The following is a 14,774-nucleotide window of genomic DNA, read 5'->3' on the forward strand; positions in this document are numbered from 1 at the left end:
GAGACCACCGGGTCGACACATCCGCCACCGTCAGATCTTCACAACTCCATCACCTCCTCGGCGTGGGCCGCCGCGATTCTGGTCGGCGTCCGTTTTCCCGAAGGATGGAGTGGAGCATGAGCACGTCCCCCGAGCTGCGTTCCGACAGCGACCCCGACGCCGCAGAGCGGTCCGGGCTCTCCCGCCGATCCGTTCTGGCCCGCTCGGCCACGGGCATGGGCATCGCGCTGAGCGGCAGCGTCACCGGCCTCTTCGGCGCCGGCGCCGCCCCGGCCGGCGCCAGGAACGGCAAGCCGCCGAAGGGCCAGGTCGGCTACGGCCCGCTGGTCGACGACCCGGCCGGGCTCCTCTCGCTTCCCGCGGGCTTCACCTACAAGATCGTCGCCCAGTCGGGCGTCACGAAGCTCGATTCGGGCGAGCCGACCCCGTCCGATCCCGACGGCACCGCGAGCTTCGTCCGCCACGGCGGCAGCGGCAGCGTGCTCATCGTCAACCACGAGGTCGGCGGCGGCGAGCCATACCCGGTCCCGCAGGTCGCGGGCCTCACGTACGACCCCGCGGCCGGCGGCGGCACGACGACCATCGAGGTCGACAAGGAGGGCAACCGCGTCCGCGAGTACGTCAGCCTCGCCGGCACGCTGAACAACTGCGCGGGTGGCAGGTCGCCCTGGGCCACGTGGCTGACCTGCGAGGAGGCCGAGAGCCTGCGCGGAGAGACCAAGCCCCACGGCTACGTCTTCGAGGTCGATCCGTACGACCTCGACGCCAATCGCGATCCCAAGCCGATCAAGGCGCTCGGGCGCTACGCGCACGAGGCGCTCGTCATCGATCCCGACACGGGGACGATCTACCTCACGGAGGACGCCGGCAACCCGAACGGGCTGCTGTACCGCTGGACCCCGCCGGAGGAGGCTCTGCCGCTCGGCAAGGGCGTGCTGCGCACCGTCTCCGACGACGCGGGCGTGCTCGAGGCGCTCAAGGCGTCAACGCTCGACGGCGCGCACGTTCCGGATCTCTCGGTGGCGACGACGCCCGGCACCACCTACCGCGCAGCGTGGGTCGCCGTGCCCGACCGCGACGCGCGGACGGTGTCGACGCGCAAGCAGTTCACCAACCCGCAGATCACCCGCAGCCGCAAGCTCGAGGGGATGTGGTGGGGTGACGGCGGCGCCTACTTCGTCTGCTCCTTCGCACGCTTGACCGACGGCAGCGCGGCACAGCACGACGGCCAGATCTGGTTCCTCGACCCACTCGCCGACACCATCGAGCTCAAGCTGCACTTCGCCTATACGCCGCTGGACCAGGACAGCGATCCGGACGGACCGGACAACATCACCGTCTCGGCCTACGGCGGGCTGATCATCGCCGAGGACGGCGAGGGCAAGCAGCACCTCGTCGGCTCGACCGAGAGCGGCGAGCCGTTCATGTTCGCGCGCAACGACGACGCTGAGGACTCGGAGTTCACCGGGCCCAACTTCTCGCACGACAAGAAGACGCTCTTCGCCAACATCCAGACGCCGGGGTACGTCTTCGCGATCCAGGGGCCATTCGCCAAGCAGCGCTGACCGCCCGCCCGCGGCCTCGTCCTGAAGCACCGCTCAGGACGAGGCCACGCGCACCGCGGCGACGTAGCCCGACGCGTTGTTGTCGCACTTCTCCTACGAGGAGCGCGAGCTGATCGTGCCGCTCGCGGAGCACGGGTTCTACTAGGCCATTCGACTGCTCGTCGGCGGTCTTCCGCCCGGTGGTCCATGGTGACGACGCTGCGTCGCTGATGGGAGTGCAGCGCCCCGGGCGGCCTCACCGCCGCCGGGACGGTCCCCCCTCCCATCTCTCAAGGAGTACCTCGTGGAAGCTTCCCCTCCCACGGGTCTGCGGACTCGCGCCTCGATGGCGCTGACGTTCGCGACCCTCGCCTGCTCGGCGCTCGGCGCGAGCGTCGGCCTGAGCCCGGCGAACGCCGACGACCAACTCAGCGGCGGCAGCATCGCCAAGCACGCCGACCACTACCTCTCCGCCCGTCCGGAGAACGAGGTCTACGTCGGCCTGCCGATCGGCCGGCCGGCGCTGTTGAACATCAAGTCCGGCGAGAGCGTCGCCATCGACGCGATCGCCCCGGACGGCTCGACCAACGCGACCCTGAACCCGGAGTCGGTCTTCGGCCTCTTCGGCGTCCAGCCCAACGAGGTCCTCCAGGACGCCAAGGACTTCTGGACCAGCATCCCCACGCGGCCTGCCTACGGCGGCGCGCATCCGCTCACCGGCCCGATCTACATCGACGGCGCGCAGCCGGGCGACACGCTGGAGGTCCAGGTCCTCGAGGTCCACTCGCGCGTTCCCTACGGCATCAACAGCACCGCGCCGACCCGCGGCGTCTTCAGCACCACCTACCCGGGCTGGCGCAACGGCGACGTGCCCGTCGACATCCCGCCGGTTCCCGCCGGAGCACCCGGCGGCTTGTACCCCAACCAGCGCCAGCACCTGTACCGCACGGCCAAGGTCAAGGGGCGCGAAGTGGTCCTGTTCAACAACGACATCCAGATCCCCACCGCCCCGTTCATGGGCGTCATGGGCGTCGCGCCGGCTTCAGGCGTCTTCGTCGGCCCGACGCCGGGCTCGCCGCCGCCGCTCTCCGGCGTGCAGATCTCCAACCCGCCCGGCACCTTCGGCGGCAACTTCGACACCAAGGACCTCAAGGCCGGCAGCACGCTCTACCTGCCCGTGACCCAGCCCGGCGCGCAGTTCTACACCGGCGACGGCCACACCGCCCAGGGCGGCGGCGAGGTCAGCGGCGGCGCGCTGGAGACCTCGCTGGGCGGCACGTTCCGCTTCATCCTGCACAAGCAGCCGATCACGACGCCCCTTGTCGAGGACAAGGACAACTACTACATCATGGGGATCGACTACGACCTCAACCGCTCGATGAAGCTCGCGACGGCCAACGTCGTGGACTTCCTCATCAAGGAGAAGGGGCTCACACCGGCCAAGGCGCAGTCGCTCGCCAGCCTCGCCGTCGACTTCAAGGTCGCCGAGGCCGTGGACGGCACGCAGATCATCGAGGGCGTGATCCCGAAGAGCATCTTCCTCAAGAAGTAGCGATCGAGCTCGCTCGACGCAACGGCCCGGCGACGAGCGTCGCCGGGCCTTGGTTGCGCCACGGCGCGCAGGTGTGAAAAGTCTCCACCTAGGGTGCCGGGGACGCCGGCGCCACAGCTCGTTCATAGGAGCATGACCCCCAAGCTCCTCCCCTCCCTCACCGCCCTGACCCTCCTCGCCACCCTCGCCCCCGCGGGCGCCGCGACCGCGACCGCGCAGAGCGACGCTCCGACCACGGTGTCCAGCATCGAGATCGTCAAGGCCTACGCCTACAAGGACACCCGGATCCAGCCCGGCAAGACCTACGCCAAGGTCGTCTTCAAGACCAAGGGTGAGCTGCCGCGCCGCTTCGACGGCATGATCCGCGCCGGCGGCGCCCTGGACGACACCGGCCACTCGGTGTCCTCGATCCGCGGCAAGCACGGCAAGGCCGCGCACTGCTACGCGATCCTCGCCGAGATCAAGGACGGCAAGATCGCGGGCCTGAAGGGCAAGTCGGGCAAGCTCGGCACCAGGCACACGCTGGTGGTCACCGCCCGCGGGACCGATGGCGACGTCACCGACAGCATCGGCGTCACGCTGCGCAAGCAGCGCGCCGGCGATGCGAGCGGCAAGCCGCTGGGCTGCTGAGCCGTCAGAGGCGCATCGCGCCGGCACCGGCGGGCTCCGCCTGGCCGGCGCGATCGCCTGAGTCCCCCGGGCGCACGCGCGCGTGGCGAACGGCGGGCCACGCGACGTGGACGGTGGCGAAGGCGATGCCCGCGTACAGCCAGCCGAGGACGATGTCCACGACGAAGTGCTCGCCGCCGTAGACGAGCGAGAAGCCCATCGCAAGCGTGTACGTCGACCAGCCGATCCGCCACCACCTGCCCTCGGTCCAGAAGAAGAGGAGGAGCATCGCGGGGTAGGCCGCGTGCAATGACGGCATCGCGGCCACGCGGTTGACGAGCCCGTCGCCGGTCTCGAACAGATCTGCCGCGACGGGCACTCCGAGGCGGTCCCACACCGTCGGCACGATCTTGTCGACGGGCGGGATCTCACCGAGCTCGCCGGCGAGCCACGGCGGTTGCGCCGGGTACAGCCAGTAGGTCAGGAACGCCATCAGCGTCACGAGCACGACGACGGAGACGTAGCGACCGAAGCGGTCGTGCGCGACCTTCCACAGCACGGCCGCGACGATCCAGATCACGAAGAAATGGCTCAGGTACGTGCACCAGATGCCGGCGTCGTACCAGCGCAGATGGCTGGGGTCGTACAGGTGGTGCTGGAGCCAGACGGTCGGCACCTGGCCGCCGCCGAGCCAGCGGTCGACGTCGATCTGCGGCGACACGTGCGCCTGCCCGGCAGGCACGCTGGCCGCGCCGCGGAGATAGTCGTACACGACGAGCAGCGCGAGCAGCGGGAGCCACTCGAGCAGCATGCGGCCCCAGCTCCGCCACCCGCGCAGGCTGACGACCGCGAGGCCGAGCAGGATCCAGAAGAAGAGCTGCGTGCGCTCGAGCGGCAGCCCCGTCATGACCGTGACGATGACCAGCCCGGCCAGGTACGCGACCTGGGCGAGCGCCGAGACGGTTCGCCAGGACATGCCGCCGAACGATAACCCGCGGGCCGCCTCTGCTACCGCGCGACGTGCGCGGCCGCCATGTTCCCCGCGGCCAGCATCGGCTCGACCGTGCGCTGCGCGCGGCACAGGACGAAGGCGCCCTCGAGCGCCGCGAGCACGGCCAGCGCGCGACCGCGATCTCCGAGGCGGTCGGTCAGCGCCACGGTCCACTGCTCGAAGACCTCGGCGGTCGCCCGACGCAGGTCGTCGTTCGTGCTGGCGACCTCGAGGGCGACCGTGGTGATCGGGCACGCGTCCTGGAAATCGCTCGACACGAGCGTCTCGGCAGCGCCCTGGAACACCGCGCGCACGGAGGCCTCCGCCGTCGATTCGTCGTCGTAGACCGCGGTCACCAGCGCCTGGAAGAACGCGCCGCCGGTGCGGATGACCTCGTCGGCGAGCTGCTGCTTGCCCCCGGGGAAGTGGTGATAGAGCGAGCCGAACGGCGCCTGCGCCTCGGCGACCACCTGCTTGAGCCCGGTGCCCGAATAGCCCTGGCGCCGGAACAGCTCGGCCGTCGCGTGGAGGATCCGCTCGCGGGTAGGGGTGGTCGCTTCCATGCCGTGCACTGTACGCTCTCGCTAACTAGAGCGATCTACCTAGAGGGAGTCCGCATGAACGTCAAGAGCATCGTCACCGGAGCGGCGATCGCAGTCGCCGGCCGCGCGCTGCTTCCGCAGGTGCTGCTCGTCAAGTTCCGGCGCGACGTCAAGCGGCTCAACGCGGGCGACCGCTCCACGCTGCTCGACGCCTACGCCGACGATGCGGTCCTCCGCTTCCACGACGGCGACCACCGCTGGGCCGGCGACTGGGTCGGCAAGGCGGGCATCGACCGCTTCCTGCAGAACTTCACCGCCGCGAAGGTGCAGGGCGAGATCAAGCAGATCGCGATCAGCGGCGCGCCCTGGGCGCTGACGATGATGGTCCGCTTCGACGACCACGCCGACGGACCGGACGGAGCGCGGCTCTACGAGAACCGGACGGTGCTCGTGATGCGCACGAGGTGGGGCAAGGTCGTCGACCACGAGGACTTCTACGCAGATACGGGGAGCATCCTGGCATTCGACCGCAAGCTCACCGAGATGGGGGTGGCACCCGTTCCGAAGAGCGCATGATGTGCCGGCTGTCAGGCTGGCGCCCCCATCGGAGCGTCCCATTCGATGTGGTGGTCATAGGTCTGCCTGTGCGCCTTGCTGTCGGCGGTCAGCTTCAGGATCGCCGGGAGCATGCCGTCGCGGACGACTCTGGCGACGGGGCCCGCAGCCTTGCTGTTGTTGATGCGAGCGGCCCACTTGATGATGCGCTCCACGCGCGGCCGGCGCTCCGCCTCGAACCGGGCGAACGCCGCATGGTGGCCGGGCACGTCCCGCAGGCACTTGGCCAGCACGACGGCGTCCTCGATCGCGAGCGAGGCGCCCTGTCCCGACGTGGGCGAGGGAGCGTGCGCGGCGTCCCCCACGACGATCATCCGGCCGGTGTGCCAGGTCGGCAGGTGCGGGACGGCGTGGACCGGGGTCATCGCCGCGAGGTCCGGGGTGGCCTCGACGAGCGCCACCGCGGGCCCGGCGTCGGCGGCGTAGAGGTCGAGCAGCCGGCGGCGCCATTCCTCGCCGCCGATGGCTGCGAGGTCGCCCGGGGCGGGCTCGTCGCGCCGGGGCACGTTGGCGAACCACCACACCTCGCCGTCCGGCGCCAGCGCGTAGCCGAAGAAGGCGCGGCGGCCGAAGATCATCTCGTAGCTCCCCGGCTCGATGCCGACGTCCACCCCGGTCGCGTAGCCGCCGGTGCCGACCAAGCCGGCGTAGGTCGGGCGGGGCGCGCCGGGGTCGATGATGCGCCGGACGGTCGAACCGACGCCGTCGCACCCGATCAGCACGTCGCCCGATGCCTCGCTGCCGTCGGCGAACACCGCGCGCACGCCACCGCCGGTCTCCTGCGCTGCGACGAGCCGCTTGCCGAACTCGATGCGCGCGCCGCGGCGGCGGGCCTCGTCGTGCAGCACCTGGTACAGATCGGCGCGCTTGACGGTCTGACTCGTCGTGCCGTCGGGCAGGGTCCGGCCGGTGCGGCTCTCGCCGAGGCGCTTCCCGGTGCCGCTGCGCAGCGTGATGGCGGGCGTCGGGAACGCTGCGGCCAGCACGGGCTCGTCGGCGTGCAGGACCCGCAGCGCATCGATGCCGTTCGAGCCCAGGGTCAGGAACACGCCGGCGCCGTGGGAGCCGGCCGGCTCGGCCTCGTAGATCACCGAGTCGATGCCGGCCTTCTGCAGCGCCATGGCCATGGCGGGGCCGGCGATGCCGCTCCCGATCACCAAGGCGGTGCGTACGTCCGTCATGACGCGTGCCCTTCGTCGCGGTCGGCGGGCTCGCCGTGGAACTGCGCCCAGATCGGCGCCCAGCCGGTCTCGGGATGGTCGATCCGCTCGATGAGCCGTTCGACGAACGAGGATTCGGCCTCCAGCAGCGCGAGCCGGTACTCCTCCTCGACGAGGAACAGCGGGTGCACGCCCTCGGCGAGCGTGCCATCGATCAGCGCGCGGATCTCTGCGCGCCGCTCGGCGAGCCGGCCCAGCCGCGTGCTCAGCAGCTCGACCACCTCGTCGGGCCGCAGAGCGCCGATCAGCGAGAGCGCGGCCACGAACGCGGAGTACTCGTGCTGCGGCTCCTCGACGAGCTCGCGGAGCCATTCGCGCTGCTCCTGCCGGCCGGCGTCGGTCAGCGCGTACACGGTGCGTTCCGGGCGCTGGCCGTCGCGGATCGTCTCCTGCTCGACGACGAAGCCCGCCTTCGCGAGCTGCCCGACCACCATGTAGAGCGAGCCGTTGTTGAACTTGATGCTGCGCGCGTCGCCGTTGTCGCGCAGGGTCCGGCCCAGCTCGTAGGGGTGCATCGGCGCCCGCGCCAGGTAGGACAGCACGGCAAGCGCCAGCAGGTTCCCGACCTTCCGCTTCGTTGCCATCTGCTCCTCCGCCCGCCGTCGTAGTCGGAACAGACTATCCAGGATCGCCTAGCCAGTGTCAACTATCACGACCGATGACTTCCTGGGCGCCTGCCAGTCTCATGAGCACGATGACTGAGCTCCCGATCTTGTTCGTGTGCCACGGCGACGACGGCGGCCCGCGGTTTCACCCGTGCCGCCGTGTGCAGGAGGGACTCCGCGAGGCGGGGATCCCCTACGAGCGGGTGATCGCGGCGCCCGGGCACCCGATTCCCCTTCTCCGCAAGGGCTCGCGCGACGAGCTCCGGGCGGAGACGGGCGACGCCAAGCTCCCCGCGCTCAAGCTGCCCGACGGCACGGTGATCACCCACTCGCGCGACATCCTGGGGTGGGTCGAGCAGCAACCGTGAGCCGCAGACCGCGCTCGCGATCGCCGGCTGGGTCGTCTGGGTGCTCATGTCGGTGCCGGCGAGCCGCGGTTCGCGACGCCTCCTTGAGATGATCTGCTCTCCACGTCACCGTGCGACCTCGAATCGGAGAGATCAATGATCAGCAAGCTTGACTTCGTGGGCATCCCGTCACAGGACGCCGAGCGATCGCGCACGTTCTACGTCGACACGCTCGGGCTGCGAGCCGACGACCACGGGCGCTTCGAGGTCTGGGCAGGCGAGACGTGCTTCGGCATCTGGGAGCCGGAGCGACAGGGCATGCCGTTCTCGCCCCAGAAGAACGCCCACCCCGCCCTCCATGTCGACGACGTACCGGCCGCTCGGGCCGAGCTCGAGGCCCGGGGCGTCGAGTTCGTCGGTGAGATCCTGGACACCGGGGTCTGCCACATGGCGCTCTTCACCGACCCTGACGGCAACGACCTGATGCTGCACCACCGCTACGCGCCGTACACCTGAGGCGCCCGCGGAGCCCCTGCAGGCACGCAGCTGCTCGCAACGATTCTGGTTTCGCGACAGCGAAGGAAACCTGCTCGGCTGCGGCCAAGCCGTCGGCCACACGTCCTGACCGTCGCGGCGGCGACCGTCGGCCTTCTCGGCTGAGGTAGCGCGCGGCCGCGCATGCACGGCGCTGCCCTGCGCACGGACCGACCGCTCAGGGCCTCGCGATGCTTACGAACGCGTGGTGGTTGTGGTCATACCAGGACAGCACGGCGGCTCCGCCGGCCGTCGCCAAGCGCGTCGAGGCGACGACGCCCGAAGGCGCCGACGCCGCGGCGAACACCCCGTCCCGCTCGGTAGCCACGCGCCAGTGGTCCTGGTCGACCCACGCCACCAACGCTCCGGCGTGCCAGGCGGCCGCGACGGGTTGCGCGAAGCCGGAGTCACGCTCGGGGTCACTGGGCACGGGGCCAAGCGGCGTCGGGCGGCCAGGCATGTCCTGCGCGTCCAGGCTGACGCCGTACAGCTGGCCTCCGTCTGCGTAGGTCACGAGCGGTCGGCCGTGTGCGTCGATCGTGCCGGCCTTGACCGCCGTGGTGGTCGGATGCGGGACGTCGACCAGGACGCGTCGTACGCTGCCCGCCCGCAGGAGCTCGAGAGCGGGAACCCCAAAGGCGGCCTTGCGCGCGTCGGTGTTGGTGGCCAGCGTCAGCCCGGCCGACGTGGCGAGCGCCCCGCGGTGCTCGTGCGCGCTCATCTTGAAGGACATGCTCGCCCATCCCTTCCTCGGCGCGTACCGCCATCCCAGCGTGCGGCCGCTCGCGGTCCGGCCGCAGCAGACGAACAGCCGGCCGTCGACCGTCGAGGCGCCGGTGAGCTCGTAGTCGTCGTCGTCGAACCGCGGCACCGCGGACACGATCGCCGGACGGCCGGCGTGGCCGTTGCGTGCGATCCGCAGGGCACGCAGCGTCGTGCGCCCTTCGCCTCCATGATCGGTCGCGTGGTAGACGACGAGAAACGAGCCGTCGGGCTGGGCCGCGAACACGGTGTCCTCAGTGATCACGGACTTCGCGTCGATGCGCTGGGCCGCCCCGCGCCTGCCCGAGGACGACAGCGTGGCGTAGAAGGCATGGGCATCGTCGCCGGCGGAGGTCCAGCCCACGATCGCTCCGCCGTTCGGGCCGATCGCGACCGTCGGCTCGCCCAGCAGCGCAGGGAGGTCTACGGGCTTGGAGAACCCTCGGGTGCGGTTGCCCACCGCGACGACGTTGCCGCGGGGCCCGATCCATGACGCCACGACGTCGCCGCGGGTGTTGGCCGCGACGGGCGGCGCGTCCGTCGCGTCGACGTCGATGTAGCGCCCGGGAAGCTGCAGAGGCGGCGTCCAGGTCAGGGCCGACGCCGGCGACACGCCGATGGCCAGGGCGATCGCCGACGCCGCGATCGGCAGAGCGCCGAGGGAGAACATGGGACGCAGCTTGATCGACGTCGCCCAAGAACGTCGGGCGCCCACACGGCCATTCGCTCGACGCTAGTGGACTTGGCGGCCGGCCGACCAGCTCGGTGGATGGTCGTCACCCGACGATCGCGCCGCCGTCCGCGCGCCGGTCGCTGCCGGCCCGCAGGACGGGTTCCAGCCAGATCGCCTGCGCGTGGCCGAACGACTCGGAGTCGCGGGGCTCGTCGACGAGTCGCAGGCGGGCGCGCTGCAGCGCCGCGCGTGCCGCGGGCGCGACGCCGTCCTCGACGCGGACGACGTCGTCGCGCTCGGCGCGCTCCATGGCGCCGACGATCCAGCGACTCGCGTCGACCGCCTGCTGCGGCGAGGCACCGGCGCGGAGGCGCAGCAGCACCTGGGCGAGGATCTGCGCGTGGACGCGGCCGCCCATCGTGCCGAGCACGCCGCGCAGGCGACCCTGGCGGTCCACCATGACCGGCATCAACGTGTGGGCCGGCCGGCGCCCGGGCGCGAGCTCGTTGGGGTGACCTTCGCGCAGGTTGAAGAACGCGCCGCGGTTGTGGAGCAGGACGCCGGTGCCGGGATCGAGGATGCCCGAGCCGAAGCTGTGGAACAGACTCTGGATGAGCGAGACCGCGCGACCGGAGCCGTCGACGGCGACGACCGCGACGGTGTCGCCCCTCGGACGCTCCCGGTGCTGGACGGGCACCGGCGGGCGCTCACCCCCGGCGCCGGCCACGGCGCGACGCGCCAGCTCGGCGATCCGCGCGTCGCCCAGGAAGGCGTCGAGGTCGACGTCGATGCTGCGCGGGTCGCCCAGCCAGCGGTCGCGGTCCTGGCTGCTTATGCGCAGGATCTCTGCGAAGGCGCCGGCGTCGTCGCCCAGCGGGTCGGCGACCCCCGTCGCGTCGAGCGCGGCCAAGGCCTGCAACAACAGGACGCCGGAGGAGTTCGGCGGGCTGGTCAGGACGTCGAGGTCGCCGAAGCGACCGCGCAGCGGCGCGCCCACCTCGGGTGCGAACCCGCGCAGGTCGGCCTCGGTCAGCCGGCTGCCGCGCGCGGCAAGGCCCTCGAGCAACCGCCCGGCGACGTCGCCGTCGTAGAACGTTCGCGGGCCGTCGGCGGCCAGCGCCGCCAGCGTGGCGGCGAGCGCCTGCTGGCGTAGAAGGTCGCCGGTGCGCAGGGGCGCGCCCGCGGGCGCGAACACCGCCGCCATGCCCGGGTCGGACAGGTCGGCCGCCGCGATGGCCGCGCCCAGCGACGGCGCGACGGCGACGCCGTCGGCGGCCAGCGCCTGCGCAGCGGCGAGCGCGTCGGCCCAGGGCAGCGCGGCGCCCGCGGCGTGCAGGCTCCCCCACCCCGCGACCAGCCCCGGAACGGTGATCGTGTCGGGGCCCGTGATCGGCATGGCGGGAGCGCGTCGGCGCAGCTCGCCGGCGTCGGTCGCCTCGCCGGCCGGCCCGCTGGCGTTGACGCTCACCGTCTTGCCGTGCTCGTCGCGGACGAGCGCGAACAGGTCGCCGCCGAGCGCGCAGTTGTGCGGGTAGACGACCGTCAGCGCCGCGGCCGCGGCCAGCGCGGCGTCCAGCGCGTTGCCCCCGGCCGCGAACGCCCGCTCGCCGGCCGCGGTGGCCTCGCGGTGCGGTGTGGCGATCGCGTGCTCAGGCACCGGCCGCGCCAGGAGGTCGGGATCAGGACGCAGCTCTTCGGGGATCGTCATGCGAGCGCGCACGGTAGTCGCTGTCGCATCAGACGACGGGCACTGGCACGACGCCCAGGGCGTCGGCGGGGCTGGCAACCTGGGCCGGCCTCGGACGCGCGATGCTCGCCCACGGCCGCGGCTTCGGTCATCGTTCGAACGCGCTTGTTCATTCCCTGAGTGCGGGCGGAACTGGGGCGCCGAGGTGCTCGAGGAGCGCGGCGAGCTTGTGGTCCAACTCGAGCCCGACGTCGGTGATCGCCGGATCGCCGAAGCTGGAGAACCGCGTGCTCGGCTGGTCGACGCTGAACCACGTGGTGCCGTCGGCGTCCTCGTGGATCGCGGTCCGCAATGGCGCATAGAGCATGATCCCCGGGTCGTGGCGGTACATGCGCTCGGCGATCGTGTGGTTGCCCATCAGGTACGACGAGCAGCGCGGGGAGTCACCGGCGAGCCGCATCAGCGCCCCGACGTCGGACGTCCAGTAGCGGATGAAGTCGTGCGGCGCGTTGTCCGTGGCGGCGCGCAGGATGGTGTCCCAGTCCGCGCCCTCGCGCACGAGCGCCGCGCGGCGCTCGGAGTCAAGGCTCGGCACGCTCTGCTCGTACCGGTCGCGGAAGTCGTCGAAGCCGGTGCCGACGGCGATGGTCAGCCGCTGCACCTCGTGGGGATGGGCAATTCGCACGTCGATCATGCGACGAAGGCTGCCCGTAGACTTGCGAAACGCAAGGCAACTTTGGGAGGGGGTGAGGTGTCCGAATGTCCGGTTCGACCGCTGGGGATCGCCGACAACATCCTCTCCAACCGGCTCTCGCGCCTCGTCGGCGCCGTTCGGTCGGCGCGATGCTACGTCTCGACGGCTGACTCCGCGGCTCGGGCGCTGGTCGCAGCCGCTCGCTTGGCGGTGTCGCGCACGATGCGCTGCACTTTCGGGCGGAGCGTGTCGAGCAGCTTGTGCAGCTGCGCGCGAGCCGGGTCGTCGAGCGCGATCGGCTGTGGGTAGCCGCCGGCGGCGTCGGGGACGGTCAGCGCGCCGCAGAGCCGCTGCAGGCCGATGAGCGGGTCGTTGAGGTCGGCCGCGCTCGCGGGCACGAGTGCGTAGAAGTGCTCGATCGCACCTCGGACGCGGCCCTCCTCCGCGAGCTCGACCACGCCGGCCTTCAGCAGCGTCCGCACGTGGTAGGCGACCGAGCCGATCGACCCGCCGGTGACTTCAGCAAGCCGCGTCGGGCTGATGGGTCGGCCGTAGCTGCGCATCGCATCCACGATCTGGTCGCGCGCGGGGTGGGGACGCAACGTCTTGCGTCGCTGCTCCTGCTCACTCCTGGTCGCCATCGTCCTCATCCCTGGGTGTCCTCCATCTCTCGCCGCTTCAGCGCCGCCATGACGAGCCCGTACCGGGTCTCCGCCTCGTGATCGCCGGCCTCAGCAGCGGTGGCGAGATCCTCGATGAGATCAGCGAGACGCAGCCCGAGCGCCATCTCTCGGTAGAGGCCCTCGGACGCTGCACGCATCGTCTCGATCGCGAGGTGGCGTCGTTGCGCGCTGGTCAGCGGCGTGGCTCCGTCGAGGCTGATGAACTCCGCTTCCACCGGCACGCTCCGGCCGGCTTCGGGCCGATCCTCCTCGCCCGCGTACGGATCGCCGTACATCGCCACCAGCGCAATACGTACATCTTGGTCTCGCCCGATCCATTCGTACAGGGCATCGAGACCGGCCGCGAGTCCGTCCTTGAGCACTTGGCGCTCGCGGCGCTCACGGTCTGCCCGCCAGTCGGAGAATCGCGCGACCTTGGCGTCTCGCACCGTCATCGAGCCTGCCCAGGCTTGCTGAGGTACTGCCGGTGCGTCTCTCGGCTCGTCGTCGACATCGGGCCGTCGACAGTACGTCGGGCTTCGGCGCGGTACTAGTGCCTTGGGCACTAGTGCCCAAGGCACTAGTATGGATTGGTGGGACCTTCGGCGCGGGTCAGCCGGCCCTCAGCCCGTACGCGATCCGCCAGGCTCGCAACACGGGGATGAGAAGCTTGGTCAGCGTGCCGGCGCCCTCGCGCACGTTGCGGGTGCTGAGGCGAAGGCCCTCACCGCGCGCGCTGTCGCACGACAGCGCCAGGGCGGTCATCGAGGCCACCATCACCACGTGCCGTTCGCCGTTGCGAAGCGCCGCCGTCTCACGAAGCGCTCCGCCGATCACCTCCGACATGCGCTGCGCAGCGTCCTCGCGCGTCGGGTAGTAGTCGAGCCAGTTGTGCCCGTCGACCGCTGCGTCCTCGAACTGGTCGATGTAGCTGTCGAGCAGCGCACCCGCGCTGGCGACCCACACATAGGCATCGGCGGCGCGCCGGAGATCCTCCTCGGTGGTCGCTTCGTCGGCGGCGAGCGCCAACACCGCCATCGCGGTCAACAGCGAGCCGGCGCCGCCGGTCAGCTCCCACCAGCTGAGCTCCGTATGGCCGCCGAACTCCTGGGCGGCGAACTCCTTCATGTTCTCAGTGCGCCGCGGTACGTCACGGTCATGCTCGATCTCGAACGCCCGCGAGCGGCGCGCCTCGCGCAGCAGCAGCCCGCGTGCCTCGGGGTACTGAGCAAGCGACGCGCAGCCTTGCCGACAGGCAAACACGAGTGCGCGAAGGAACCCCCCGTCGTTGCCGATGGTGTCCTCGATGAGATGCTGGGGCGGCGCGGCGCCGTCGACGTCGAGGGCGTCGCGCGCGAGCCACATCAAACTGCCAGAACTGCCGTCGCGGCCGCGTGCGTCGCGTTCCAGGGCGATGTCGATGAAGTTGAGGAGCGTCTGGAACGCGACGAGCATGCGCAGCAGCTCCGGCCTGCGCCGCGAGGGCAACGTCCAGAACAACGCGGCACCATCGACCAGGGTCCGTCCTTTGGTCATCGCCTTGAGGACGTCGGAACGGACGGTCTCGTCCGGGATCGTCTGCGCTCGTGCGCTCCAGATCGCGAGTTCCGCCCTGACGGCGTTCAGGCCCCACCGCAGCTCGCGTCCGGCGCTGACGCCGAGCGCGAGCAGCTGCCGCAGCGTGAGCGGCGCGGGATCGGACCCGGCCATCGGCGGGCTCAGCTCCGCTGGCGACGT

Annotated in this window: 16 protein-coding genes; 6 read left to right on the forward strand and 10 right to left on the reverse strand. The window is 71.2% G+C overall.

Going from position 1 to position 14,774, the window contains the following annotated elements; all coding sequences use genetic code 11:
* The first annotated feature begins 116 nt into the window (after positions 1-116).
* From VK501_RS20295 to VK501_RS20305, 3 genes are all read left to right on the forward strand, one after another.
* A complete protein-coding gene (locus tag VK501_RS20295; protein ID WP_324340607.1) occupies positions 117-1,565 on the forward strand; it encodes an alkaline phosphatase PhoX in 1,449 nt (482 codons plus the stop codon).
* A 325-nt stretch (positions 1,566-1,890) separates the two neighbouring features.
* The gene (locus VK501_RS20300) at positions 1,891-3,096 is read left to right on the forward strand and encodes an acetamidase/formamidase family protein (RefSeq protein ID WP_324340609.1); all 1,206 of its coding nucleotides are present in this window, start codon (positions 1,891-1,893) and stop codon (positions 3,094-3,096) included.
* 132 nt (positions 3,097-3,228) lie between these two features.
* The gene (locus VK501_RS20305) at positions 3,229-3,726 is read left to right on the forward strand and encodes a hypothetical protein (RefSeq protein WP_324340611.1); all 498 of its coding nucleotides are present in this window, start codon (positions 3,229-3,231) and stop codon (positions 3,724-3,726) included.
* Positions 3,727-3,730: 4 nt separating this feature from the next.
* Here VK501_RS20305 and VK501_RS20310 read toward each other — a convergent pair whose 3' ends face one another.
* Complete coding sequence (locus VK501_RS20310) at positions 3,731-4,681, reverse strand: phosphatase PAP2 family protein (protein WP_324340613.1); 951 nt, start codon at positions 4,679-4,681, stop codon at positions 3,731-3,733.
* Positions 4,682-4,713: 32 nt separating this feature from the next.
* Positions 4,714-5,259 (reverse strand): helix-turn-helix domain-containing protein, encoded by a 546-nt coding sequence (locus VK501_RS20315; RefSeq protein WP_324340615.1) that lies wholly within the window; start codon positions 5,257-5,259, stop codon positions 4,714-4,716.
* Positions 5,260-5,313: 54 nt separating this feature from the next.
* Here VK501_RS20315 and VK501_RS20320 point away from each other — a divergent pair, with 54 nt between their 5' ends.
* Positions 5,314-5,814 carry a nuclear transport factor 2 family protein gene (locus tag VK501_RS20320; protein ID WP_324340616.1) on the forward strand — a complete coding sequence of 167 codons (501 nt, stop codon included), beginning with the start codon at positions 5,314-5,316 and terminating at the stop codon, positions 5,812-5,814.
* Positions 5,815-5,825: 11 nt separating this feature from the next.
* Here the strand turns inward: VK501_RS20320 and VK501_RS20325 are convergent, their stop codons facing one another.
* Together VK501_RS20325 and VK501_RS20330 are read right to left on the reverse strand one after the other, a co-directional pair.
* Complete coding sequence (locus tag VK501_RS20325; RefSeq protein WP_324340617.1) at positions 5,826-7,034, reverse strand: NAD(P)/FAD-dependent oxidoreductase; 1,209 nt, start codon at positions 7,032-7,034, stop codon at positions 5,826-5,828.
* Positions 7,031-7,657 carry a PadR family transcriptional regulator gene (locus tag VK501_RS20330; protein ID WP_324340619.1) on the reverse strand — a complete coding sequence of 209 codons (627 nt, stop codon included), beginning with the start codon at positions 7,655-7,657 and terminating at the stop codon, positions 7,031-7,033. The genes VK501_RS20325 and VK501_RS20330 overlap by 4 nt, the downstream gene beginning before the upstream one ends.
* A gap of 110 nt (positions 7,658-7,767) precedes the next feature.
* On the opposite strand from VK501_RS20330, the gene VK501_RS20335 reads away from it, so the two are divergent.
* Together VK501_RS20335 and VK501_RS20340 are read left to right on the forward strand one after the other, a co-directional pair.
* Positions 7,768-8,046 carry a glutathione S-transferase N-terminal domain-containing protein gene (locus VK501_RS20335; RefSeq protein WP_324340621.1) on the forward strand — a complete coding sequence of 93 codons (279 nt, stop codon included), beginning with the start codon at positions 7,768-7,770 and terminating at the stop codon, positions 8,044-8,046.
* A gap of 135 nt (positions 8,047-8,181) precedes the next feature.
* Entirely contained in the window at positions 8,182-8,541 is a 360-nt protein-coding gene (locus tag VK501_RS20340; protein WP_324340622.1) for a VOC family protein, read from the forward strand.
* Between the two features lie 196 nt (positions 8,542-8,737).
* Here the strand turns inward: VK501_RS20340 and VK501_RS20345 are convergent, their stop codons facing one another.
* From VK501_RS20345 to VK501_RS20370, 6 genes are all read right to left on the reverse strand, one after another.
* Positions 8,738-9,991 (reverse strand): hypothetical protein, encoded by a 1,254-nt coding sequence (locus VK501_RS20345; RefSeq protein ID WP_324340624.1) that lies wholly within the window; start codon positions 9,989-9,991, stop codon positions 8,738-8,740.
* Between the two features lie 106 nt (positions 9,992-10,097).
* Positions 10,098-11,702, reverse strand: coding sequence for a gamma-glutamyltransferase (locus VK501_RS20350; RefSeq protein ID WP_324340626.1), 1,605 nt, complete (start codon positions 11,700-11,702; stop codon positions 10,098-10,100).
* Positions 11,703-11,850: 148 nt separating this feature from the next.
* The gene (locus tag VK501_RS20355) at positions 11,851-12,375 is read right to left on the reverse strand and encodes a DUF302 domain-containing protein (protein ID WP_324340628.1); all 525 of its coding nucleotides are present in this window, start codon (positions 12,373-12,375) and stop codon (positions 11,851-11,853) included.
* A 152-nt stretch (positions 12,376-12,527) separates the two neighbouring features.
* Positions 12,528-13,016: a helix-turn-helix domain-containing protein gene (locus tag VK501_RS20360; RefSeq protein WP_324340630.1), complete on the reverse strand. Its 489-nt coding sequence runs from the start codon at positions 13,014-13,016 to the stop codon at positions 12,528-12,530.
* A 5-nt stretch (positions 13,017-13,021) separates the two neighbouring features.
* Positions 13,022-13,486 (reverse strand): hypothetical protein, encoded by a 465-nt coding sequence (locus tag VK501_RS20365; RefSeq protein ID WP_324340632.1) that lies wholly within the window; start codon positions 13,484-13,486, stop codon positions 13,022-13,024.
* A 163-nt stretch (positions 13,487-13,649) separates the two neighbouring features.
* Positions 13,650-14,747, reverse strand: a complete 1,098-nt coding sequence (locus VK501_RS20370) for a DUF2600 family protein (RefSeq protein ID WP_324340634.1) — start codon at positions 14,745-14,747, stop codon at positions 13,650-13,652.
* Positions 14,748-14,774 lie beyond the last annotated feature (27 nt).

Origin of the sequence: Baekduia sp., from assembly GCF_035318805.1 — a bacterium.
Lineage (GTDB): Bacteria > Actinomycetota > Thermoleophilia > Solirubrobacterales > Solirubrobacteraceae > Baekduia.

Coding starts and splice junctions, on each gene's coding strand:
- VK501_RS20295 (WP_324340607.1), top strand. CDS start 117: ATGAGCACGTCCCCCGAGCTGCGTTCCGACAGCGACCCCGACGCCGCA.
- VK501_RS20300 (WP_324340609.1), top strand. CDS start 1,891: ATGGCGCTGACGTTCGCGACCCTCGCCTGCTCGGCGCTCGGCGCGAGC.
- VK501_RS20305 (WP_324340611.1), top strand. CDS start 3,229: ATGACCCCCAAGCTCCTCCCCTCCCTCACCGCCCTGACCCTCCTCGCC.
- VK501_RS20310 (WP_324340613.1), bottom strand. CDS start 4,681: ATGTCCTGGCGAACCGTCTCGGCGCTCGCCCAGGTCGCGTACCTGGCC.
- VK501_RS20315 (WP_324340615.1), bottom strand. CDS start 5,259: ATGGAAGCGACCACCCCTACCCGCGAGCGGATCCTCCACGCGACGGCC.
- VK501_RS20320 (WP_324340616.1), top strand. CDS start 5,314: ATGAACGTCAAGAGCATCGTCACCGGAGCGGCGATCGCAGTCGCCGGC.
- VK501_RS20325 (WP_324340617.1), bottom strand. CDS start 7,034: ATGACGGACGTACGCACCGCCTTGGTGATCGGGAGCGGCATCGCCGGC.
- VK501_RS20330 (WP_324340619.1), bottom strand. CDS start 7,657: ATGGCAACGAAGCGGAAGGTCGGGAACCTGCTGGCGCTTGCCGTGCTG.
- VK501_RS20335 (WP_324340621.1), top strand. CDS start 7,768: ATGACTGAGCTCCCGATCTTGTTCGTGTGCCACGGCGACGACGGCGGC.
- VK501_RS20340 (WP_324340622.1), top strand. CDS start 8,182: ATGATCAGCAAGCTTGACTTCGTGGGCATCCCGTCACAGGACGCCGAG.
- VK501_RS20345 (WP_324340624.1), bottom strand. CDS start 9,991: ATGTTCTCCCTCGGCGCTCTGCCGATCGCGGCGTCGGCGATCGCCCTG.
- VK501_RS20350 (WP_324340626.1), bottom strand. CDS start 11,702: ATGACGATCCCCGAAGAGCTGCGTCCTGATCCCGACCTCCTGGCGCGG.
- VK501_RS20355 (WP_324340628.1), bottom strand. CDS start 12,375: ATGATCGACGTGCGAATTGCCCATCCCCACGAGGTGCAGCGGCTGACC.
- VK501_RS20360 (WP_324340630.1), bottom strand. CDS start 13,016: ATGGCGACCAGGAGTGAGCAGGAGCAGCGACGCAAGACGTTGCGTCCC.
- VK501_RS20370 (WP_324340634.1), bottom strand. CDS start 14,747: ATGGCCGGGTCCGATCCCGCGCCGCTCACGCTGCGGCAGCTGCTCGCG.